This window comes from Zhenhengia yiwuensis (assembly GCF_014384995.1).
In the GTDB taxonomy this organism is placed as follows: Bacteria; Bacillota; Clostridia; order Lachnospirales; family Cellulosilyticaceae; genus Zhenhengia; species Zhenhengia yiwuensis.
The window spans coordinates 1-23,166 of record NZ_JACRSY010000036.1 but is presented as its reverse complement, the minus strand read 5'-3'; the positions used below and the strand labels follow the sequence as shown (position 1 = coordinate 23,166).

Below are 23,166 nucleotides of genomic sequence, written 5' to 3'. Positions count from 1 at the left end.
TTTTGGAGGAGTAAAGAATGGAAAAAGAAAAAGTATGCAAATGTGAAGTTTGTGGTCAAGAAAAGGTATGTGGTTTCATTGGAAACAATGATAATAAACCATTGTATGTATGTGATGAATGTATTAATAAAGAACTTGAGACAGTCTATCAAGAAGAATGTTTGAATTAATAAAATAATTCTTTGGAGGAATAGAGAATGGAAAAAGAAAAAATATGCAAATGTGAAGTTTGTGGTCAAGAAAAAGTATGTGGTTTCATTGGAAAGAATGATGGAAATCCATTATATGTATGTGATGAATGTATTAACCGAGAGCTTGAAGCAGTTTATCAAGAAGAGTGTTTAAATTAATAAAATAGTTCTTTGTGAGGTGAAGTATGGGACATTGTAAAAAGAAATGTTATTGGAACATGGATGGAACTTGTGTAAGCGATAGTCTTGCAGAAATTTTCGAAGATGTAACATTTATGACCAATGATTGTATTGGATTTTTAAGAGAAGATATGGAAGAGCATATGATAGAAATGAAATATGCATTATTAGCATTTTGTCCCGAAGGAGAAAAGGGAGATGAAATAGCTAAATATATTGTAAATATGAGTTATGCAAGTGCATTACAGATGTATTCAGATGTATTTGGAAAAGACTTAATAAAATAGTTTTTTGGTGAGGTGATATATGGATCATTTAATAAAAGCTTTAGATGATGAAATTGAACGTATTAAAAAAACCGTTGATTTATTAGGAAAAGAACATCATTTTACAATAGAGAGAAAGGAATATATTTCAGGGTTAATGGGTGGAATGTTTTTAGCTCAAGGAATATCTGAAAAAGTATTTAATCAATATGGAAAAATTTTAGAGGATATAGTAGGTCAATAAAATTAGTTTTTGAGTAAAAAAATACCCCTTGGCAGAGAAATAAGTAACAGCCATGGGAGATGGATTTTTTATTTTATGATAGCCAAGGGATATTTTATAGATAGGTATGACGATTTAAAAAAGGAGTCCTATCTAATAATTAGTATAAAGTAAATATTTTTACTAATCAATAGAAATGTTTTGACCATATCGCCGACATCAGCGACATGGTTCAGGAGGTGATAAGATGTACGCCATAATAAATAAGACTACAGGGGAGTGGGTATTTGGAACAGACTATAATTATAGTCCACCAAAACAAAGATTATCACGTGAACAAGCAGTGCTTTTTGCTGATGAAGAACAAGCGTTTTTTTCATTCAAAAAAAGAAGATGTAATGAAATGTATGAGGTTGTAGAAGTTGATTTAGTTGTATTGAAAGTAGTCAATAAAAATTGATTTTGGAGGTAAGTGTATGAGAAGCATGTTTGTTATTGAGACTGCGAGTAAAGAAAATAACATAGATAAAAGGTTATTTGAATGGGCTAAGAAGATAGAGAGCCTAGGATATGAAGTAGCGCAAATCTGGGAGGATGATATTAGTTGCTCAGAAGAGTGCCATAAAGGGATTAATTTTTCTATGAAAAACTCAGACATAGAAGGCATATTGCTTGTTACAGATCAAGATAAAGCAATTTGGGTTGAGGTGGATGAAGGGTTTTTAACCAAAGAAGGCTATGTAAAGTTTATACATAAATTAATCCAATAAAATTTGTTTTTAGAGGTAATATGATGGGAAAATCACTTATATGGACAAAAGAAATAGATGAAGATTTAATTAAAAACTATGGAAAGGTAAAACCTAAGGTTTTGGCAGAGCGATATGGATGTACACCAATAGCTATATATAATAGATGCACTAAACTAGGGTTGAAAAGGATAGGGCCTAATATTAATAAAGAAAGTGAATATGAAATAAATATTAGACAGATACAGGAAAGGGAAAAACAATTAGGGAAATTAAAAAGTAAAGTGAAGATAGGAATGAAAATTGAAGGATATAAGATAGTGGCAAAAACGGAAAGGTTTATAGTTATACAAATGGAATCAGGAAGAGAAACACTATATTGGCAAGATGTATTAGATATAGTGAAGGGAGAAAAGAAGATAGAAAGGTTAAGGGATAGGGAAGTAGGATAAAAAGGGAATGAATAAAGTGTACTATTATTAGAAGAAAACGTTCAATAAATATTAAAGCACTTATGCTGAGAATGGCATGAGTGCTTTGATAATTATTAAACTAAAGAGGAGTTGATGCAATGAAAACATATAAAGAGATGGAAGAAATGCTATCAAGTTATCCGATTATTAAAGCTGAGATTGACATTTTAAAAATAGATTTAGAGATTTTAAGAGAAGAAGCTACAAGAGAAAATAAAATATCAATATTAGGGGGGAGGGGCTATGATTCAATTGTGCCTGGAAGAAGTACGGTGCATAATGTTGTTAGTACAGTAGAAAAAGCAGTGGTAGGTGATATTAGCGTTGTAGATAAAGAAATATTTGAAATATTAGATAAGATAAAAGAAAAAGAGAGAGTTATATTAAGGATGGATAAGGTTTTAGATACATTGAGTGAAAAGCAAAGAAGACTAGTAGAACTTAGATATTTTAAGAAATATACTGTGGAAGAGGTTGCTGATTACCTAGATGTCACAGGGTCTACAATTACTAGGCGTAGCAGGAAAGTTTTAGATAGATTTAGGATGATGGCATAAAATGCTTATTTTTTGCTTGTAAAATGCTTGCAAAATGCTATGGAAAATGTTTGCTAATATGGTATATGATATTAATATCAAGATGTGCGATTAAAGGACATCGGATTATATTACATATAGCCATTGTATTAAATTAGTCGTCATGAAGGGGAAAAGCATTATTACTAAGAAGGTAATGATGCTTTTTTATTTTCCATAAAATAGGTGTGTACAGAAATATGATTAACCCAAGAAACTATTTTATGAGGAGAGATTAAAAAATGTTAAAACCGCCAATTCCACGTATGGGTGGAAAGTCGAGATTAAGAAAAACTATTTTAGAAAGAATACCAGAACATACTTGTTATGTAGAGCCATTCTTTGGTGCAGGTTGGGTTTATTTTGGAAAAGAGCCTAGCAAGGTAGAAGTAATCAATGATATTGATAAAGAACTTATCAATATGTTCCGTATGATTAAATACCATGCACCTGAAATAGAGCGTGTACTAGAGTATGAGTTTTCAGGACGAGATATGTTTGAAGAATATAAGCACTGTACTGTTGAGTATCTTACAGAAATTCAAAGGGCAGTGCGTTTTTTATACCTTATTTCACAGAGCTTTGCAGGGAAAGGGAGTACATATGGTTATGGCACAAATAAAGAGCCAGCACCACACATATTCTATCAAGGTGTATTAAGTGACATTAAAGAAAGACTTAGAAATACCTATGTTGAGAATAAAAGCTTTGAGGATATTATTAAAAGATATGATAGACCTCACAGCTTTTTCTTTTGTGATCCACCCTATTTTGAGACTGCAGGCTATGGAAGTGAGTTTGGCCAAAAGGAGCATCTTTTATTAAGAGATACTTTAGCGGATATTAAAGGGAAGTTTATGGTGACAATCAATGACCATCCTCAGGTGAGAAAATGGTACAAGGACTTTAATGTTGAAGAAGTAAAAGTAGCTTACTCAGTATCAAAAGAGCAAAAGGCTAGAAAAGAGTATGGAGAACTGATTATAACAAATTATTAATAGAAAGTATTTTATACAAGAGGTGATTGTGTGGGAAAGGCAGTTAAACCAATAAAGAACATTGACATAGAAATTAACTATATTAATCATCTTTCATATAGAGATGAAAGGATATATTGTTATTGGTTGATTGCTAGAAGTGGGGCTTTTAGAAGTACAGAAGTGCTTGGTTTAACTGTAGGAGATATAAAAAGAGTATTGAAAAAGGGATACTTTGATTTTATAGAACAAAAGACTGGGAAAAAAAGAGATGTTCCTATAGAGCCAGAAATTGAGAAGAGATTAAAAGAGGTCATAAAAGATAAGGAAGATTGGCGAGTTTTAATGCCATCTCAAAAAGGATATAATCAACCACTTACTTATAGGCAGGTACAGAACCTTATTGTTAAGTATGGGCTAGAGTGTGGGATTAGGGATATAGGGACACATACTCCAAGGAAGACATCAGCATATCATTTGTTTATGGAGACAGGTGGAGATATTGAAGAGGTTAAGAAATTACTGGGACATGATAATAGAAGAGATACATATAGGTATATAGATGCAGTTGATGAGAGTAAAAGATTTAGAATGAAAAAGACGAATAACCCATTTAAAAAAAGGCTATTGGGAGTATAAAATAACAGAGTTTTACACTATGAATGAAATTTTGTTAGAGATAAGTTATCTTAAGTTTGATATATCAAGGGTTAGATGGTGATTGTATACATTTCAGACTTGGTATAGTAAAGAATGATATTTACCATATATTGCAAGATACATAGAAAACCTAATAAAGACAAGGGGAGAAGACTAAAAATGAAGCAGAAGCAGTAGAAAAAAGAAAAGAAAAAATAAGTGCACCCATAAGCGTTAGGGGTGCGATTCAATTATTAAGAAAATGGTGCACTCATTGTGAAAAATGACGAACTTAAAAATGCACTAATATGTAAATATGTGGTGTCTATAAATCAAATGAATACATAGACAATATATTTAGTAATGAAAATAGCTAATAAAGCATAAAAAAATGGTCTAAAAGTGTCTATGAAAAGAATAATAGTTTTTGTGTACACTATAAGAAAAATTTGATATACTATTATAAAATAATTAAATTAGGAGTGAAATTATGATAATAGGGTATATGAGAATTTCGACTAATAAAGATACACAGAAACACGATAGGCAGGAATTGGCATTAAAAGGATATGCAAAAGAAAATGGATTTGAAATAGATAAGTTTTATGCAGATACAATAAGTGGAAAAGTAAAAGCAGATAATAGACCTAATTATAATGAGATGAGGAGAATACTAAGAACAGGTGATACACTATTGGTATCTGACTTGGACAGGCTAGGAAGGAATGCTGATGATACAATTAAGGAATTGAAAGAATTAAAGAGTAAAGGAATAAGGGTTATTGCACTTGATATTCCTTATATGAATGACTATAACAAAATATCCGATGATTCGATGTATCAAATGATTATAGATATAGTTATTACTTTAAAAGCACATATGGCTCAACAAGAGAGGGAGAAAATAGTAAATAGGATTAATCAAGGATTAGATGTAGCACGAGAAAAAGGGGTCAAATTAGGAAGACCAAAGGTAGAATTGCCAAGTGATTTTATTAAGCAATACGAAAAATATAAAAGTGGAGCATATGGAGATTTATCTGCTGTAGGATTTGCAAAAATGTTAGGGATAGGAAGAAGTACTCTTTACAAGTATATTGATATTTATAATAAGGAGAATTAAAGTTATGATAAAAATTAGAGAACCAGATAATATAAGGGAAAAGGTACACGAAGATTATAAGCGTGGAATGACATATAAGGAGATAGCTAGTAAATATGATATTTCACAAAACACTATTTCCTCTTGGAGAAAAAGATATAAGTGGAGTAAAGATAAGGTAATATCCAGTAAGCAAAAAGGTAAAGTGGGAGCACCGAAAGGGAATAAAAATAATTTGAAGCATGGACTATATTCGAAATACATGCCAAAAGAAATCCAGAGTATTATGGAAGAAATTAATAATGAAAGTCAGATAGATATATTGTGGCAAGGTATTTTAATTCAATATGCAAGAGTAATACAGTCTCAGAAGATTATGCATGTGAAAAATAAAAAAGACATGACAAAAGAATTACGAAAAGAAAAAGTCATAGATGGTGATAAATACAGTACAGAAGAAAAAGAATATGAAATTCAATTCGCTTGGGATAAACAAGCGAATTTTTTACGTGCACAGAGTACAGCTATGGCTACATTGAATCGTATGTTAAAAGAATATGATGAAATGATTCATAAAAATTGGGAACTTGCTACTGAAGAACAAAAAGCAAGAATTGTTGCTATGAAATCAAAGGTAAAAGGTAATACAAGTAATCAAGAAAAAGATGTTGCAGCAGCTTTAAGGGGGTTAATAGATGCAGTTAACACCTAAACAAATAGAAGTATTTCGATGCTTTGCTAAGGAGAATCCAAAGATTTTGATATGTTCAGGGGCTAAAAGGTCAGGGAAGACCTTTATACTTGACTATGTATTCTTAAGTCACATAGCAAAGTTTGAAGGGAAAGGGTTGTCTTTTATACTTGGTGGTAGTACGCAGGCCAGTATAAGACGTAATGTACTTGATGATCTAGAGAAGATTTTAGGAAAAGAATTAAAGCTTGATAAGACTAATGCCATTGAGATATTTGGAAACAAAATTTATTGCTTTGATGGCGCTAATGCAGACGCATGGAAAAAAGTTAGAGGTTTTACAGCAGCAGGCGCTTTTCTGAATGAGGCAACAGCGCTCCATGATACATTTGTTAAAGAAGTCATTTCAAGATGTTCTTATCCAGGAGCAAGAATAATTATGGATACCAATCCAGAGAACCCCATGCATACAGTAAAAGTTGACTATATAGATAAAACGGGTCAGCGATTAGAGGATGGGCAGTTGAATATAAAAGCGTTTAATTTCACTTTAGATGACAATGTATTCTTAAGTTGTGAATACATAGAAAGTATTAAACTCTCAACGCCATCAGGCATGTTCTATGATAGAGATATTTTAGGCCAATGGGTATCTGGTGAAGGAGTTGTGTACAAAGATTTTAACCAGAATAAACACTTTATTAGAAGATGTGATATCCCAACTAAGGAAATTACATCTTATTTTTGTGGTGTTGACTGGGGATATGAGCATTATGGAAGTATAGTACTTATTGGAGAAGCAAGTGGTACTTATTATCTCATTAAAGAGATAGCTAAACAGCATCAAGAAATAGACTTTTGGGTAGAAGAAGCCTTAAAGATTAAAAAAGACTATGGAAGTATTCCTTTTTATTGTGATAGTGCAAGACCTGAACATGTAAGACGTTTTAAAAGAGAGGGGCTATGGGCTATTAATGCAGACAAGGCTGTACTTAGTGGCATAGAAGTGGTAGCGAAACTCTTTAAACAGGATAAGTTCTATATTGTAGAGGATGTAAAGAGGTTTAAAGAAGAAATATTTATGTATGTATGGAACGAACATAGTGGAGAGCCTGTGAAGCTATGGGATGACGTACTAGATAGTATTAGATATGCCATTTACTCGAAATCAAAAGGAAGCAACTTTAAATTTAAATAAGGAGGGATAATATGGATAGTCAAGATTTATTTATCATAGAAGAATACATAAGAGAGTTCTTGGCAAGTAAACAACGAAAACTAATGTTTCAAGGTCAGCAGTATTATGATAATGAACCAGAAGATACAGAAATGCCACATGCTTTTATGTACAATCTAGTTGATGAAAAAGTCCAGTACTTATTGGGACAAGAGGTTACTATTAGCTGTGATGATGAGCAGTACCTTGAAGAAGTGAAAAATGTTCTTGGGGATAATTATTTATATAAACTCCAATTACTTACTACAGAAGCAGCGAACAAGGGTATAGCATGGTCTCAAGTTTATTTTAATGAAGAAGGGCGAATGAAATTCTTTTTACATAAATCAGAGCAAATTTGTCCAGTATGGGTAGATGATTCCCATACAGCTTTAAAATGGGTTGTTAGGATTTATGAGATTGAAGAGTATAAGGGAAAAAATAAGGAAAAGATTACAAAAGTTGAAGTTTATGATCATCAGGCAACATACTTTTATATTTTGGAAAATGGTAAGTTAATTCTTGATTCAGAAAAGTATTTATCTCTACCAGATAGTCAAGAGTTTGGGCATTTTACTATGGATGGAGAACAGTATTCATTCGGTAAAGTGCCTTTTGTGTATTGCAAAAATAATAATAGAGAAATACCAGACTTAAAATATGTCAAGGAACTTATAGATGCATACGCTTGTAATCGTAAAAGATTAGATGATTTACTAGAGGATTTCAAGAACTTCTTTGTTGTATTAGTGGGTTATGCAGGGAATCCAGAAAATACAAAAACACTTGAAGACATGTTAAAAAGAAGAATGATTGAAATAGAAAGTGATGGGTCAGTAGAATTTAAAACACCTACAATAGATACTACAGCTAATGAAAGTCATAATAACACACTGAAAGATGATATTAACTTGTATGGGCGCAGTGTAGACCGCAACAAAATGTTAGGTGGTAATGCACCTTCAGGGGTTGCATTGAAAACGCTTTATAGTGGACTAGACCTTAAGTGTAATAAATTAGAGGTAGAGCTTAAGAATTACTTTAAGAACTTAATGTATTTCATTAATGAGTACTTAAAATTACTTAGGAAAACTGTTACAGATAAACCTATAACACTTGAATGTAACCGTGATATTACGATGAATGAGACGGACATTGTGAATAACTGTAAGAACTCAGTAGGCGTTGTCTCTAGCAGAAGTATTATCGAAAGACATCCTTATGCTAAGTCTTTGGAAGAAGAACTTGAACGTATAAAACAAGATGAAGCTATTAATCCTGAAAAATACGCTAAGTTACTAAAGGAGCTCGCTGATAATCATGACAAAGAAGAATAAGGATTATTGGAAGAAAAGAATAGATGAAATAGCCCAGCGACAATTTGATTTATCCAATGATAAGATGCAAAAACAGATAGAGCAAATTTATAAGGACGCATCAAAAAAGATACAGAAAGAAGTTGAAGGGCTTTATTATAAGATGCTCGATGAGCAGCTTTCTAGAAGTGAGATATGGACTTATGCAAGATATAAGCAACTTGTAGAAAGGCTCAATATTGAACTTGCAAAGGTGGGGATAAAAGAAGTTGATATTCTTAATTATAACCTAGAAGAAGCACTTAGGAATATTTACAAAGATGTCCCTCTACCTCATGTAAGTTTTGGATTAATAGATGAAGTGGCAGTAAAGCAGATTATAGCAAGACCATGGAGTTCTAAACATTTTATATCTACTGTATGGGATAATAAAAATAAGTTGTCTGGGATACTAAAAAAAGGCATTACAGACACTATTGTCTTAGGGAAATCGAAAGATGACCTTGTAAAAACTGTTAGGAATAAAATGCAAGTAGGTTTTAATGAGGCGGATAGAGTAGTTCGTACAGAGCTTATGCATACACTTAATGCAGGACTTACACAACGCTATAAAGATAGTGGTTATAAAGAACTAGAAATTCTAGTAGCAGAAGATGAAAGAACGTGTGATATTTGTAGTGGTAAAAGTGGAGAAATTATAAGTATTGATAGCTATGATATACCACCTTTTCATCCACGGTGCAGATGTACTTGTATCCCGATTTTAGATATTTAAATGTATTAGAAATGAAAACGAGAAATGGAGGGGAAATCTTGGTAGAAAAAGTGAAAATAGGATGGAAAGAATATGAGATAAAACTTTTAGAGCCTCAACAAACATTAAAGACTGGTAGTGGTGAATGTTATGGGGAAATTTTTTATGATGAAAAAGTAATTCATATCAATAAGGCTTATGATGCTGAACAGCAAGAGGCAACATTGATTCATGAAGTTTTACATGGTATAGAAGATATGTACAGTTTAGAACTTGGAGAAGAAACTGTAACACGCTTAGCAAAAGCAATCTATACATTTCTTAAAGATAATAATCTTGAAATTAAGCACTCTTAATAGGGGGCTTTTTGAATATTCTTTTATGCTAAAATAGCGTAAAGGAGTGATGGAAATGAATTTAAAAGAAAAAGCAAAAGATTTATTTGATGCAACAAAAGAACCAGCGGCTGAAATAGCATGTTCACTATTTTTAGATGGCATTGTAGGTACAGTTGCTCCGGGAGTGGTGAGTAGTATGTTGGCATATAAACAAAAGCGACAAGAGAGAATGTTTGAAGAATTTATGTTACAAATTAAGAATAGGATACTAGTGCTAGAAGAAAGATTGACTAAACTTGAACCAGATGAATTTATAAAATTTAAGGAGTATTATTTTGGTATTATCAGTGACTACGCATTGGATGAGGTTCAGGAAGAAAAGATACAATATATAGCGAATGGATTTATAAACATAGCAGGAATGAAAAATCCTAGTGAAGACTTTATCTTGACTTATTATGACACATTAAAAGAACTTAGAATGGTTGATATAGGTGTATTAAAATTCTACTATGAAAGAAATGCAGTAGATAGGGAAAGAACATATATAGATATACTTAATGAGTTTCAAATAGACTATGACCAATACAAAGCAGTGCGTGAACGATTATTAAGACTTGGGTTATTCACTAGTAAGAGAGCAGAAAAAGAAGATGATTTATATAAAAATATACTCTTACTACAAGATATTATAAGAAAAAGCATGAAAGGTGAAAAAATTAATTCAATAAGCTTTAAAAGATTAGATAGAAGTGATTCAATGATGGTAAGTAAGTTTGGGAGGTCGTTTATACAATTTTTCATGAATGAAATATAGAAAAAAGCGCTCTAAGTGGGAGTGCTTTTTTTATTGCCTTTTAATAGGTTATAGGCGTAAAAGAATAACCTAACATAACAAATCCGTGAGAGCATACTCGTAAAAAGCGTAGGAGGCTATTATGAAGAGAAAGTTTTTAGAAGATTTAGGGCTTGAAAAAGAAGCTATAGACAGTATTATGGCCGAAAACGGCAAAGACGTTGAGAAGGCTAAAGCTGACTATGAAGATGTTAAAGCTCAACTTGAAACAGCTCATGCAACGATCACTGACTTAAAGAAAAATAATGTAGACAATGAGAAGTTGCAGAATAAGGTCACTGAATATGAGACAGAAATTGCAAAACTTAAAGATGAAGCAGCTAAAAAAGACTTTAACTATAGATTGGAAGATGCTTTAAAAAGTTCGAAGGCCAAGAACTTAAAAGCACTTAAAGCACTTCTTGATATGGACAAAGTTAAGCTTGAAGGTGACAAATTTACAGGACTTGAAGAGCAGCTTACAGCACTCAAAGAAAGTGATGCTTACTTATTTGATGAAGAAGAGCAGCAACCACCACAAATAGGTGGATTTAAACCTACTAATACAGGTGGTGCACCTAAAGGTATTACAAAAGAACAATTCCACAAAATGAGTTATTCAGAGAGAGTGGAACTCTATAACGCTCAACCTGAAGTTTATAAACAACTAACACAATAAAAGGAGGGCCTTAATATGGCACAAACAAAATTAACAAATTTAGTAAACCCACAAGTAATGGCAGATATGATTTCAGCAGGATTAGATAAAGCCATTAAGTTTTCACCACTTGCAAAGATTGATAGCGCATTAGTAGGTCAACCAGGTAATACAATTACTGTTCCTAAATATGCGTACATTGGTGATGCAGAAGTGGTAGCAGAAGGTGTAGCAATGGATACCGTAGTATTATCAGCTACTACAACAACTGCTACTGTAAAAAAAGCTGGTAAAGGTGTTGAGATTACAGATGAAGCTGCATTAAGTGGTTATGGTGACCCAGTAGGAGAAGCAGAAAAGCAACTTAAAATTTCTATTGCAGCTAAGATTGATAATGATTGCTATGATGCACTTAATAGTGCTACAGCTAAATATGATGGAAAAGCAGCTATTATCGGATATGAAGGCGTAGTGAAAGCCGTTGATGTATTTGGAGAAGAAGACTATGCACAAAAAGTAATGTTTGTACACCCAAAACAAATTACTCAATTAAGACTTGACCCAGAATTTAGAGACAAAAATAAATATCCTTTAGATGTGGTTATGACAGGTGTTATTGGAGAGATTGCAGGTTGCCAAGTTATCCCATCTAAAAAAGTTAAATTAAACTCTACTTGGTATGAATGTCCTATTGTAAAAGTAACAAATGCAGAAGTGGATGGAGATGTACCAGCATTAACCATTTACAAAAAGCGTGATGTTATTGTAGAAAGCGATAGAGATATCCTTAAGAAAACAACTGTTATCACAGCAGATGAACATTACACAGCTCATTTATCCAATGATAGTAAAGTAGTTGTTGCTCAATTCAAAGCAGAAGCTGATGCGTAAGGAGGGATGAGATGTTGTTAAGAAGGTATCATAATCGAGAAGAAAAGCAACTAGGTCAAGAAGTAACGCAAGAAAAAGAGATTGAAAAGCCTAAAAAACGTAAACATAAAAAAGAACAGCAGGGTGAGGAATAATTCCTTCCCCTTTTTCTTAAGGATGGTGAGAGAATGGATACAATTGAACTATTAAAATTAGAACTTGGTGCTGATGAGACACAGGAGCCATTATTACAAAGGTATATTGATAAGGCTATCAATAAAGTAATGAACTTTACTAAGCGAGATAAAGCTTATGTAGAAAAAGAATTACAAAACCAAGTAATAGATTTAGCCATTATACTCTATAACCGTAAAGGCACAGAGGGGTTGAAATCTCAATCCTATAGTGGTGTTTCTGAAACCTATGTAGAAGATATACCTAATGAAATTAAACGTGACCTATACGCTCACAGACTGCTAAAAAGAGGTGTTTCTAATGATTAATCGGCAGATACAAAGGTGTGAAATATGGGAGGAAATTGAAACTAAGAGTAAATGGGGGAGTAAGGCCCAAGAAAGTCTTATTGGTACATTAAGCATTGCGATTAACCATATTTCAGGCACCAACATTAAAAATGACCTATCATATACAGAAGTTACACATTTGGGACTTACACGTCATAGAGGATTAAAAGTAGGGCAGAGATTAAAGACAGCAGACAATAAGGTTTACCTAGTAGAAAAGCCACCTAATGAACTGGGGAGGCTTGCACAGGTCTATTTGAAAGAGGTTGTGTAATGGGAAGTATAGCAAATAAATTGAGAGCTAAAGCAAATCAATTACCAGATGCCATATGGTTCGGGTTAGATCGTGTAGGTCAAAAGATTGAAAATGATGCCAAGAAAGAATGCCCAGTTGATGATGGAACATTAAGGGCAGATATCACCCATGTGGTTAAACGTAATGAAATGCAAGTAACTATAGGCAATACATTAGAGTATGCCCCCTATAGACATGAGGGGACAGGGATTTATGCAATAGGTGGTAATGGTAGAAAAGAAGTGCCATGGCGTTATAAAGATGCAGAGGGTAAATGGCATTCAACAAAAGGGGTTAAGCCCAAGAGATATCTTCTTAATGCTGTTAGAGCTAACCAAGCTACAATATTAAAAATATTAGGTGAGGGGGCACGCTCACAATGGATGAAGTAATTGCAATACTTATTCAAGATGAAGTCTTAAAGCGGTTAGGCATTAAGATTTATCATGAAAGTGAAAGGCCTTCTATACAAGAATGTCTTGTATATGATTTTTATAATATACAAGACAATGGGATTAAGGCCATAGATACATTAAATATAACATGTATAGCTTTTGATTTAGATAAATCTTTGGCTATCATAGAGCAAGTAAAAAGACTTTTGATTACTATAGGAGATAATCCATTAACAAATAAAATCATTAAGGTTGTCCAAAATGGTGGCGGTTACATAAGCAATAAAATGCCAAGTCAGACTACACATCATCAAAAGGCAACCTTTAATATTACAAGGAGGGTAAATAGATGAAAGCTAAAAAGCTATTAATGCCGTTACAGCTTCAGTTCTTTTCTGGTACCACAATGACAGATAAAGACGATGTAAAGCTTGGTTCTGGTGACTTGTACATCATGGAGTTTACAGGGAAAGTTCCAGAAGACACAGCAATTGAAGTGGATGCAAATAAAATTGGACATATAAAAGGAGGGGCAAGTTTAGAGTACACAAATGAGTGGAAAGTTGTGACAGATGATATGGGAGTTACTATTAAAAACTTCCTAACAAAAGAGAATGTACTTTTCAAATCAGGAATCCTTGCATGGAATGGTAAAGTGTTGAAAGCATTATGTGCAACAGCTAGGGTTACAGAACCTGCTCGAGAGAACGCTTATCGTATTGTAAAAATTGGTGGGAAGAAACACGCAGATGGTAAGTCCTATATTATTCACTTTGTACACACAACAGATAAAGGGAAACACATTAAGCTCACTATTGTGGGTACAAGTAGAAATGGTTTTACGATTGCATTTGACCCAGAGAATGAAACAGTAATTGATGCTGAATTTACAGCGATTAGTCAAGATGCAGACGGAACACTGGTGACATATAAAGAAGAAAAAGAAGTAATTGGAGGCTAGGTTAATTCCTAGCCTGTTTTATTTATAAAAAAGAAAGAGGTATCTATATATGAAATTAGATTTAAGAGTAATCAATGAAAAGGTAATGCCTATTACATTATTAGATGGAACAGCCATCCATGTTAAGAAACCGAGTAGGCTTTTTCTTAATGAAATAGAAGCCTTTAAGCAAAGAGATCATAAGACACTTCGTTTTGAAGATATTGAAGCCCAAACAGAAGAGATAACACTTAAAATATTAAACAACAATACTGAAGGTCGAGTTTTTGATAGTATTTACCTCAATAAAGAAGGGATTGACTATATCATTCAGACACAAATTTTCAAAGCTTATTTTGAATTTATCTTTGAATTAATGACTAACCCAAACTAAATCGCCCCATTCTTGTATCAAAAAAGTATAAGCAAGATGGGGTAGATATGAGTTCATTATTCAATGATGATGAAGCTATTGCGTGGGAGTGTATTAAGATAGCACAATTTACCAATATGAGCTACCTAGAAGTTAAAGCACTTCCGTTCGATGAATTTATAATGTTAAAACGATTAGCACAAATAGAAGGACATACAAAATCAGAGCAAGGAATGGAAATTCTAAAGGATAATATTCGCTATATGTGTACTTCTCCTGATGTTGATAAGTTAAGAGAAAAATACGGAAAGGAGGAAGAGCATGTCTAGTTTAGATTTAGGAACATTACTGACACATGTAAAAGTAGATGGAGCACGTGAAGCCCAGAAAGATTTAAATAATGTGGCAGATAGTACAGAAAGAGTAGAAAAAAAATCAGGCTCTGTTAAAGCAACGATTCAAAGCTTGGGAAATGGATTTCTAGACGCTGTTAAAAATATCAACCTATTTGGTATGAGTGTTGGTGATATCGCAAGTGGTATGGGCGATGCCTCCATTCAAAGTGGATTGCTAGGTGGTGCTATGGCGGCGTTAGTTAGTACAGGTGTACAGCTGGCAATACAAGCTTTTATGCAGCTTATTTCGGTTATGAAAGAACTTATTGTTCAAACTTTTGAGGTTGGTGTAGCCTTTCAGGCTCAAATGAGTAAAGTAGCAGCAATAAGTGGAGCAACTAATAAAGAGTTTGAAGAACTTGTAAAAGGTGCACGTAAGTTTGGGGCTGAGACTGTATTTAGTGCTACAGAAGCAGCGCAAGCATTAGAATATACCTCTTTGGCTGGATGGAATGTTCAAGAAAGTATGGATGGCTTACCTGGTATTTTAAATTTAGCGGCAGCAGCGAGTATGGATTTAGGGAAAGCATCGGATATTGTAACAGATTACCTTACAGCTTTTGGTCTGGAAGTTAAAGAAAGCACACGCTTAGCAGATGTTATGGCTTATGCTATGAGTAATAGCAATACAAATGTGGAACAGTTAGGAGAGGCCTATAAGAATAGTGCATCAACAGCACGTGCTTTTGGGTTAAGTGTTGAAGAGGCTACGGCATGGTTAAGTAAAATGGCTGATGCTGGTGTAAAAGGTGGAGAAGCTGGTACAGCATTAAATTCCGTGTTAGCACGTTTATATGGTCAGAATAAGATTGCCACAGATGCCATGACAGCATATGGATTAAGTATGTATGAGGCTAATGGAAAAGCAAAATCCTTTACTCAAGTCATGGGAGAGATGCAAGATGCCATGACACGAATGACAGAAGCTGAAAAGAATAGCTTTTTAAGGGATGTGGCAGGAACGAACCAATTAGCTGCATTTACGACTATGTTGGCGGCAAGTGCAGATGAAGTCACTCATTTTACAAGTGAATTAGAAAATGCAACGGGCACATCTGAACGCATGGCTAAAACAATTACGGACAATATAGATGGGTTACAAAAGGCTATTGGGAGTAAATTTGAATCCATACAACTAAGTCTATTTAGTGTTTTTGAGCCTTTGATAAGTGGAATTCTTAAGCTTTTCAACTCTGTAGCAAATTGGTGGGATAAGTTGGTGGGAGGAATTAGTGGTTACATGTCTAAATGGGTTGGGCAAATTACCCCATTTATAGATGTTGTTGTAGCTATTTTTGATACCCTTGTAGATTTGGTCTGGCCATTAATAGAACCTCTCTTTTTACTTATTGAGGCTATGTTTGGTAAGAATCTTGAAAGTTTAAAGACTATGGGGAATGCGTGTATAGCAGTTATAGGAGAGATAAAAAATGCTCTGATGCCATTTGTAGAATTCTTTAATAACACAATGATGGTTGCTGTTGATTTGTTTACTGGTAATTGGGAAAGTGCGATGGAGCGTATGGAATTACTTAGTGTACTTGCTATACAAGGGGTTGTTAACGCTATATTGCTCATTCCTAATGCTTTTATTGCAGTCATAAATGCAGTTGTAGATGGTATGAACGATAGACTTGGTACAAGTATAAAAAAACTAGACTACATTCGTGCAGATATTGTTTCTTTCTATAAAGAAGCAAAGAAAGGTTCAGAAGAATTAGCAGAGGGAGCAGATCAAGCATTAACTGATGTTGCTGATAGTGTATCAAGCAGTTTTGTAGATATGGAAAAATCAGCTACAGATTCTATAGAAAAAATAAGTGATGCCTATTCTAATTATTTTAATAAACAAATGTCAGAGTATGAAAAACAACTTAGAGAGCAGTTTAATGGAGGTACTCTAGCTGAAGAAAAGAAAATTCAAAGAAAACTTGCTTTACATGAAGAAATGCTTAAAAGACAACTTGAAGAAGATGAGAAATATGAGAAACGAAGAGCTGAACTAGAGGCTAAATATAGAAAAGTTACCGTAACAAATGGTAATAGCACAAGTATTTCTTATGTGCCAAGAAATGCGAACGGTACTTCATATTTCAGTGGTGGACTTACCCGTATGAATGAGGTAGGCCCTGAATTAATGTTCGTGGAAAGAGGGGCTAAAATTGTGAACAACCACGAAACAAGGGAAATGTTTAACAATATAGCAGATAATAGTGGAGTAGAAAATAGACTAGATACCCTCATTAGTGCTATTCAGAAAGTAGAGAGAGTTATTAAGATGCTGCCAAGTGAACAGCAAATGCTTGCTCGTGGTGGACTAGTGTAAAGAAAGGAGGGATAGAATGGCAACATTAAATACACATTGGAGAGGATTTTGGAACTACAACAATGGGGCTTATAGCTTATCAGCTGTAGACTCAACAAGTCTAGATTTTGGTATATCCTATGGATATGTAAATAGCATGACTACAAATGATATTTATATAACATTTAGAGATAATGCAAGTGTAGAAAGTTTTTTGATGAGTCTACCAAGACCTTCTATACCTTACATGATTATGTGGCTGTATATAGCAAATAGCTATATAGATGTCAATGCTATGACACCTAATCATTTACCAACTCGAGGGAGAAGACTCTTTGAACTCAAAAACCAAAACCCTTTTGAATTTCATATAACATCAGAACTCGTTGAAGAAGTAAAAGAAAAAGGTGTTATTTTAACAGGAGAGCATAACGGGAGCAATAGTAGCTATAAGATGCTTTTCAATCCTACGTATACAGTATTATCTGAATATCCTCCTGCGACACTTTCAAACTTACTACAACAGGGGAACTACTGGGAGAAGGCTATTACAGTAAGTTGGCTATCAACAAACCAAGGCAAGTATGAGGCTGAACTATGGCAAAATAATAATAAAGTAGGAAGTACTCTTACAGGAACAACATCTAAAAGCTTAGTCATTCCTGCGAACACTTTTTCGAGCAAAGAAAATGCACTAGTAAAAGTTAGAGTAGCTAATCCACAAGGAGCATGGACAAATTGGTCTACATTGAATTTATCTTTAAGAGACATTCAAGCTACAATATCAGATTTAAATATTAATGCTGAAAACATCGACTACGATATACCTATAACTTGGACATCAGAAAATCAAAGCAAGTGGAAAATCGAAGTTATACAAGCTGGTGTAGTTAAAAATACATTTAGCGGTGATAGCCAGAAGGCGTATACGATACCTGCTAAGAGTATAGCGTTTTACGGTTCTGCTGTATTTAAGTTGTCAGTTGCTTATACAGGTTATGGCAACGTTGACAGGTGGGTTACTAAAGAGGTTACTAAAACTCTAACCAGGATTACAGCAACTTCCTCAAATCTGATTGTTGCAGGAGAGTTTTGGGAGAGAGAAATATCTCTAAGTTGGCAAAGTACCAACCAACATAAGTACGAGGTAACAATCCTCAAAGGCAACACTTTAGTAAAAACTTATACTGGTACAACAGCGACAAGTTTAAAAATACCTGCTAGTACCCTTAGTGCTGGTGAACATACGTTTAGGGTTAGAACAGCTTATACGGGCAGTGCTGGTGATGCTTGGAGTGCATATACCACTAAAAACATAACATTAAAAGATGTAGTAGCTACTATCTCTAACTTACTTGTATCTGGAGACCTGTGGGAAGCACCTATTAACTTATCATGGCAAAGTACAGACCAACAGCAATTTAAGATTGAGGTATTGAAAGAGAATGTAGTTGTTAGAACATATACAGGGACTACAGCAAAGCATTATACTATTCCAGCAGGACATCTTTCAAAAGGCGAACATGTATTTAGAGTTTGGGTAGGTTATGCGAATAGATTTGTAAATAATCAAACTAGAAGCTTAACATTAAAGGATATTGAAGCAACCATCTCAAACTTACTTGTAGAAGGTGACTACTGGGAAAATCCTATTAAGGTAAGTTGGCAATCTAGCAATCAACAGCAATTTAAAGTAGAAGTTCTAAAATCTAATCAAGTGGTAAAAACATACACAGGAACTACAGCGACTAGCTATACTATTCCTGCAGAGCAACTGACCGAAGGACAGCAAGTTATTAAAGTTACGGTTGCCTATTCTAATAGATATGTTAACAGCGCAAGTAAAACAGTAACCTTAAAAAATATAGTAGCAACCTTAGATAATATTAATTTGAGTGGTAGTAATATAGACTTGGCTTTATCTCTTTCATGGAGTTCATCGAATCAACAGAAATATGAGGTTGAAATTTATAAAGGTGATGCCAAAGTAAAAAATTACAGCGGAACTACAGCTGTAAGCGTATCTATCCCTAACAACTCACTCACTACTGGTCTTCATAGATTTAGAGTAAGAGTAGCATTTAAAGATAGATGGACCAACTGGGAAGAAATCACCTCAACGCTCACCGAAACATTACCAAGTATTGGGGTACTTGAACCCGACGGTGTTATTACTGAACGTGATAACCCTACTCGAGTATGGTGGACATCTCAAAATCAAAGTAAATGGAAGCTGGTTATAGACGAAAGTACAACTTATACAGGTACGACTGAAAAAGAAAAAATCTTAATAGCAGGTGCACTTCAAACAGGTAAGCATAGTATGGTACTTACTGTAACATACCGTACGAGCGCAGGCGTAGAAAAACATGTAACAAAAAAAGCTGAATGGATCGTACAAGGTAGGCCACCTACCCCAACTATTACAAGTAGTAGTACTTTTACGACAAGTAGACCTACTATCACATGGGACACACAAGACCAACAAAGCTATATCCTTGAACTACTAAAAGGTAGTGAGATTATCCATAGTACCGATTGGAATAATGGGTTGTATGTAAGTCACAAAATTAATGACTACTTGGCTAATGGTAGCTACACTGTAAGAGTTAAGGTAATGAATCAATACAGCTTAGAGAGTGAGTGGGGCACGAAACAAATCACTATCAATGCTACAGAAAACACGGTTATCAAGCTATCAAGTATAAGCGTACAAAATACCGTAGAATTAAGATGGGATAACCCAAACAATAAATTTACGAAGTTTTATATTATACGAAACAATGAGGTTATCGCAAAGACTACTAACACATACTATACTGATTACACACCTCACAAAGATTGCATTTATGTTATCAGAGGTATAAATGCATCGGATGTCTACAAAGACAGTAATAGAAGCTATGAGTATGTAGAAATTAATAGGTCCGTATTAGCTACTGTAGATAAGTTAGACGACCAACTCAACTGTGCTTTCTTCACATCAAGTGATAGGTTCAATGCTAACTTAGGGTTAGAATGTACACTTATTGAAGTTAGTGGTAGACCTTATCCTATAGCAGTATTCGGCGAACATCAAAGTAAAAATATCAGTCTAAACTTGCTACAATGCGATAGCTTGGATAAACTGATTGAAATGTTCCACCGCAGGGAAGTATTTTGCTATAGAGATCATTCAGAAAAAGTATTTTTCGTCATACCATCTCTACCATACAATCGTAACAGTATCTTGAGTGACCATGAGGGTACTATTAGTGCAACGGTAGTAGATTATAAGGAGTGTGTAGACTATGAATAATTTAACTAAATCTGAATTAGATGCACTCCTTTGTAAGTATGGAGCGAGAGAAGAATATTACAAATTGGAACTGCTCGATTATTATGGGAGTAAAAAATGTGACCTACATCTTAAAAATGGTACGATTAACGTATATAACGATAAGGTGATTAAGCGTTATGCAACACTTGAATTTACAGAAGATGATAGAGTAGATTATCTAAATGATAAGCTACGAGTTTGTATGGGGATAAGAATTAATAAAGCACTTAAGTGGTATAGCTTAGGTGTTTTTTTAATGCTTACTCCAATTGTAGAAGATGGTATATGCTATGCGAATTGCTACGATGAAGTCATAAGTGTACAGCAGGATAAGCTAGATAGCCCTAAACTATTTCTAAAAGGCACGAACTATGGTGAGGTGCTTAGATACTTTTTAATTAGTTGTGGTATTACCAAAATCAATATTCAAGCTACTGACTTAGTGCTTACTGCTGATGTGGTATGCGATTACACAAAAAATAAGGCTGAATGGTTTAACTATTTCGCAGAACAAATCAACTATACAAGCCTTATGACGGATGCTAACGGTTGGTTCGTGAGTAAGAAATACGTAGAACCTAGTCCATTGAATGTTACGAACACTTATAAAGACAATGAAATGTCTATTATCTTGGGTACACCTCGTAAAAAGATGGACTACTATAACATACCTAATGTGATAACTCGTATAGTAAGCCACCCACAATTAGGAATGCTTAGCAGCACTTATACCAACACAGACCCTACAAGTATCTTTTCGATACAGCGTAGACATGGTAAAAAAATTGTAGACGTTGATACCGTGGACAACATTGCAAATCAGACAGAGTTAGATAATCTCGTAAGAAAATTAGCTTTTAACGCGGTGCAGGTAGAGCAAGAGGTGACGTTTGAAACACTTAATATGCCTACGCATACCGTTAACGATATATTAGATTTAAGGCACAAAGACTTAAGAGGTATATTTGTAGAGCAAAGCTACAGCATCACATTAAAAGCAGGAGCAAAAATGCAACATGTATGTAAAAGGTTGGTGAGATTGGAATGAAACCAAGGTATGCAACAGTATTAGATGTAGCACCAGGTAAAGGCGTGAAAATAAAAATAGATGGGCCAGATGAGCAAGAAGTTGATATTTATTACAATAGCCTAGCACAAGTTAATAGAGGTGACAGGGTTTACATTGACTATAGCAGTGGTTCGATTATCATAATAGGAAAACTTTTATATTAGGAAGGAGGGCTGCTAGAATATGAAGCCTAAGAATTATGAAGTGTTGATGGACATTTATATGGGGGTACTTAATGCACCGGCTATACAGTTCACGACAGAAGATTTTGGAATGTGTCAAATAACATTCAGTTTACTAGAAGATAGAATAACACCTTATAATCTATCAAACTGCATTGTAAGAATGGTTATAAATGGACAACAGCAAGATTGTACGATATCTGATGCGAATAATGGTAAAGCAGAAATTGTATTGTTACAAAGTATGTTTACAGAAGTAGGGCATGTATTCGCAGAACTACAAATCTATGATGCTACAAATCAAACTATGAGACTTACTACCCCAACGTTTAAATATACTGTTCGCAAGAGCTTAATGGATGACAATACCGTTCAAGCTGATGCAAACTATAGTATTTTACAAAACATGATACTAGAGGTTTCGAGTGCAGATGAAGTAGCTAAGCAAGCTAAGAAAACAGCTGAAAGCGCAATGACTACAGCTAATAAAGCTGAAAGTAAAGCCAATCAAATTATGTCCAATGGGGATTACGCTAAAGAACAAGGTGATTATGCTAAAGCAGAAGGTGACAGACTACAAGGTATGTTAACCTTGGGTGGTGCTCCTCAGACAAAATTTGATTTTATTAAGAACAGTAGTATTGGAATTGTAGATACTGTTAGTAAAACTGATGGGCAAATAAAGATTTCAGACACATTTGATTATAGTGATAGCTTTGTTTTTGGATTTAAATATATAGCAAACAGTTATGCAATTAATGGTGCAAATAGATTTTTATTTAATTTAAAAAATGACAATTTAATTGTATCGTGTATACAATTAGGAGACGCCTCTGGGATAATTGGTGGGTTTTCTTTAGATATTAGAAGAAATGACAACACGATTGTCTTTCAAGGTCGAGCGCTGTTTAAAGTTGAAAAAAATGTACCACATCAAGTATTGTTTGCTTTAAAAGATAATGTACCATCATTCTTTTTTGATGGAGAGCTTATTACTTTTAGTGGTGATGGCTTATATAAAGTTGAGTCAAATTTTCCTAATGGCATCTTTATTGGAGGAAATGCAAGACCTTTTGATGGAAAACTGATTTATAATTTTTATAATTATTCAATACCAGCACCGCAAGAAATTGAACATAGTTTTTCAGTCCTCAATAACTCACCATCTATCAAAGAACTTCGTACTACGGATTCTACAGGTAAAACAAGTATTTTAAAACTTGCAAGCGATGAAGACCATGTAGAAATGTCAACAGGTCGCACTTTACGTGAAGAGTATATGGGTGTGCTTAAAACAATGGGGAAAGATTTTACGA

General features: G+C 34.1%; 32 protein-coding genes. All 32 read left to right on the top strand.

Translation table 11 applies throughout. The annotated features are described in order from the left end of the window. Positions 1-17 precede the first annotated feature (17 nt). Complete coding sequence (locus H8718_RS16340; RefSeq protein WP_249333820.1) at positions 18-170, top strand: hypothetical protein; 153 nt, start codon at positions 18-20, stop codon at positions 168-170. A gap of 27 nt (positions 171-197) precedes the next feature. Beyond that, positions 198-350, top strand: coding sequence for a hypothetical protein (locus H8718_RS16335; RefSeq protein WP_249333818.1), 153 nt, complete (start codon positions 198-200; stop codon positions 348-350). Positions 351-376: 26 nt separating this feature from the next. Then, positions 377-658 carry a hypothetical protein gene (locus H8718_RS16330; protein WP_249333816.1) on the top strand — a complete coding sequence of 94 codons (282 nt, stop codon included), beginning with the start codon at positions 377-379 and terminating at the stop codon, positions 656-658. Positions 659-677: 19 nt separating this feature from the next. Then, positions 678-881 (top strand): hypothetical protein, encoded by a 204-nt coding sequence (locus H8718_RS16325; protein WP_249333815.1) that lies wholly within the window; start codon positions 678-680, stop codon positions 879-881. A gap of 226 nt (positions 882-1,107) precedes the next feature. Beyond that, positions 1,108-1,320, top strand: coding sequence for a hypothetical protein (locus H8718_RS16320; protein WP_249333813.1), 213 nt, complete (start codon positions 1,108-1,110; stop codon positions 1,318-1,320). A gap of 16 nt (positions 1,321-1,336) precedes the next feature. Further along, positions 1,337-1,630 carry a hypothetical protein gene (locus H8718_RS16315; protein ID WP_249333812.1) on the top strand — a complete coding sequence of 98 codons (294 nt, stop codon included), beginning with the start codon at positions 1,337-1,339 and terminating at the stop codon, positions 1,628-1,630. Between the two features lie 23 nt (positions 1,631-1,653). Beyond that, positions 1,654-2,061 carry a hypothetical protein gene (locus tag H8718_RS16310; RefSeq protein ID WP_249333809.1) on the top strand — a complete coding sequence of 136 codons (408 nt, stop codon included), beginning with the start codon at positions 1,654-1,656 and terminating at the stop codon, positions 2,059-2,061. 119 nt (positions 2,062-2,180) lie between these two features. Continuing rightward, the gene (locus tag H8718_RS16305; RefSeq protein ID WP_249333807.1) at positions 2,181-2,639 is read left to right on the top strand and encodes a sigma factor-like helix-turn-helix DNA-binding protein; all 459 of its coding nucleotides are present in this window, start codon (positions 2,181-2,183) and stop codon (positions 2,637-2,639) included. A 260-nt stretch (positions 2,640-2,899) separates the two neighbouring features. Then, positions 2,900-3,655, top strand: coding sequence for a DNA adenine methylase (locus H8718_RS16300; protein ID WP_249333805.1), 756 nt, complete (start codon positions 2,900-2,902; stop codon positions 3,653-3,655). A gap of 30 nt (positions 3,656-3,685) precedes the next feature. After that, positions 3,686-4,273, top strand: coding sequence for a tyrosine-type recombinase/integrase (locus H8718_RS16295; protein ID WP_249333804.1), 588 nt, complete (start codon positions 3,686-3,688; stop codon positions 4,271-4,273). A gap of 490 nt (positions 4,274-4,763) precedes the next feature. Continuing rightward, positions 4,764-5,396: a recombinase family protein gene (locus H8718_RS16290; protein ID WP_249333802.1), complete on the top strand. Its 633-nt coding sequence runs from the start codon at positions 4,764-4,766 to the stop codon at positions 5,394-5,396. A gap of 4 nt (positions 5,397-5,400) precedes the next feature. Then, positions 5,401-6,087: a phage terminase small subunit gene (terS, locus tag H8718_RS16285; protein WP_249333800.1), complete on the top strand. Its 687-nt coding sequence runs from the start codon at positions 5,401-5,403 to the stop codon at positions 6,085-6,087. Further along, positions 6,071-7,264 (top strand): PBSX family phage terminase large subunit, encoded by a 1,194-nt coding sequence (locus tag H8718_RS16280; RefSeq protein WP_249333798.1) that lies wholly within the window; start codon positions 6,071-6,073, stop codon positions 7,262-7,264. Before terS ends, H8718_RS16280 begins: the two co-directional genes overlap by 17 nt. Before the next feature lie 11 nt (positions 7,265-7,275). Next, entirely contained in the window at positions 7,276-8,619 is a 1,344-nt protein-coding gene (locus tag H8718_RS16275; protein WP_249333796.1) for a phage portal protein, read from the top strand. After that, positions 8,603-9,373, top strand: coding sequence for a minor capsid protein (locus H8718_RS16270; RefSeq protein WP_249333794.1), 771 nt, complete (start codon positions 8,603-8,605; stop codon positions 9,371-9,373). The genes H8718_RS16275 and H8718_RS16270 overlap by 17 nt, the downstream gene beginning before the upstream one ends. A 38-nt stretch (positions 9,374-9,411) precedes the next feature. Then, positions 9,412-9,708: a hypothetical protein gene (locus H8718_RS16265; protein WP_249333793.1), complete on the top strand. Its 297-nt coding sequence runs from the start codon at positions 9,412-9,414 to the stop codon at positions 9,706-9,708. Positions 9,709-9,763: 55 nt separating this feature from the next. Then, a complete protein-coding gene (locus H8718_RS16260; RefSeq protein ID WP_249333792.1) occupies positions 9,764-10,507 on the top strand; it encodes a hypothetical protein in 744 nt (247 codons plus the stop codon). 121 nt (positions 10,508-10,628) lie between these two features. Further along, positions 10,629-11,204 carry a phage scaffolding protein gene (locus tag H8718_RS16255; RefSeq protein ID WP_249333791.1) on the top strand — a complete coding sequence of 192 codons (576 nt, stop codon included), beginning with the start codon at positions 10,629-10,631 and terminating at the stop codon, positions 11,202-11,204. 15 nt (positions 11,205-11,219) lie between these two features. Next, positions 11,220-12,074: a N4-gp56 family major capsid protein gene (locus H8718_RS16250; protein WP_249333790.1), complete on the top strand. Its 855-nt coding sequence runs from the start codon at positions 11,220-11,222 to the stop codon at positions 12,072-12,074. A gap of 11 nt (positions 12,075-12,085) precedes the next feature. After that, a complete protein-coding gene (locus H8718_RS20645) occupies positions 12,086-12,208 on the top strand; it encodes a hypothetical protein (RefSeq protein ID WP_283246254.1) in 123 nt (40 codons plus the stop codon). Positions 12,209-12,241: 33 nt separating this feature from the next. Further along, positions 12,242-12,556 carry a phage head-tail connector protein gene (locus H8718_RS16245; protein ID WP_249333789.1) on the top strand — a complete coding sequence of 105 codons (315 nt, stop codon included), beginning with the start codon at positions 12,242-12,244 and terminating at the stop codon, positions 12,554-12,556. Continuing rightward, positions 12,549-12,851: a hypothetical protein gene (locus tag H8718_RS16240; RefSeq protein ID WP_249333788.1), complete on the top strand. Its 303-nt coding sequence runs from the start codon at positions 12,549-12,551 to the stop codon at positions 12,849-12,851. The genes H8718_RS16245 and H8718_RS16240 overlap by 8 nt, the downstream gene beginning before the upstream one ends. Then, positions 12,851-13,264 carry an HK97 gp10 family phage protein gene (locus tag H8718_RS16235; RefSeq protein ID WP_249333787.1) on the top strand — a complete coding sequence of 138 codons (414 nt, stop codon included), beginning with the start codon at positions 12,851-12,853 and terminating at the stop codon, positions 13,262-13,264. Before H8718_RS16240 ends, H8718_RS16235 begins: the two co-directional genes overlap by 1 nt. Beyond that, positions 13,252-13,620: a hypothetical protein gene (locus tag H8718_RS16230; protein WP_249333785.1), complete on the top strand. Its 369-nt coding sequence runs from the start codon at positions 13,252-13,254 to the stop codon at positions 13,618-13,620. The genes H8718_RS16235 and H8718_RS16230 overlap by 13 nt, the downstream gene beginning before the upstream one ends. Beyond that, entirely contained in the window at positions 13,617-14,228 is a 612-nt protein-coding gene (locus H8718_RS16225) for a hypothetical protein (protein ID WP_249333783.1), read from the top strand. Before H8718_RS16230 ends, H8718_RS16225 begins: the two co-directional genes overlap by 4 nt. Positions 14,229-14,277: 49 nt before the next feature. Beyond that, entirely contained in the window at positions 14,278-14,601 is a 324-nt protein-coding gene (locus H8718_RS16220; protein WP_249333781.1) for a hypothetical protein, read from the top strand. A gap of 47 nt (positions 14,602-14,648) precedes the next feature. Further along, positions 14,649-14,909: a hypothetical protein gene (locus tag H8718_RS16215; protein WP_249333779.1), complete on the top strand. Its 261-nt coding sequence runs from the start codon at positions 14,649-14,651 to the stop codon at positions 14,907-14,909. Further along, positions 14,902-17,301, top strand: a complete 2,400-nt coding sequence (locus H8718_RS16210; protein ID WP_249333777.1) for a phage tail tape measure protein — start codon at positions 14,902-14,904, stop codon at positions 17,299-17,301. The genes H8718_RS16215 and H8718_RS16210 overlap by 8 nt, the downstream gene beginning before the upstream one ends. A 16-nt stretch (positions 17,302-17,317) precedes the next feature. After that, the gene (locus tag H8718_RS16205; RefSeq protein WP_249333775.1) at positions 17,318-20,578 is read left to right on the top strand and encodes a phage tail protein; all 3,261 of its coding nucleotides are present in this window, start codon (positions 17,318-17,320) and stop codon (positions 20,576-20,578) included. Beyond that, on the top strand, positions 20,571-21,647 hold the full coding sequence (locus tag H8718_RS16200; protein WP_249333773.1) for a hypothetical protein: 1,077 nt from the start codon (positions 20,571-20,573) through the stop codon (positions 21,645-21,647). Before H8718_RS16205 ends, H8718_RS16200 begins: the two co-directional genes overlap by 8 nt. Then, positions 21,644-21,832 (top strand): hypothetical protein, encoded by a 189-nt coding sequence (locus H8718_RS16195; protein WP_249333771.1) that lies wholly within the window; start codon positions 21,644-21,646, stop codon positions 21,830-21,832. Before H8718_RS16200 ends, H8718_RS16195 begins: the two co-directional genes overlap by 4 nt. A 19-nt stretch (positions 21,833-21,851) precedes the next feature. Further along, positions 21,852-23,166: BppU family phage baseplate upper protein (locus H8718_RS16190; RefSeq protein ID WP_249333769.1), on the top strand; the 1,315-nt coding region annotated here is incomplete at its 3' end.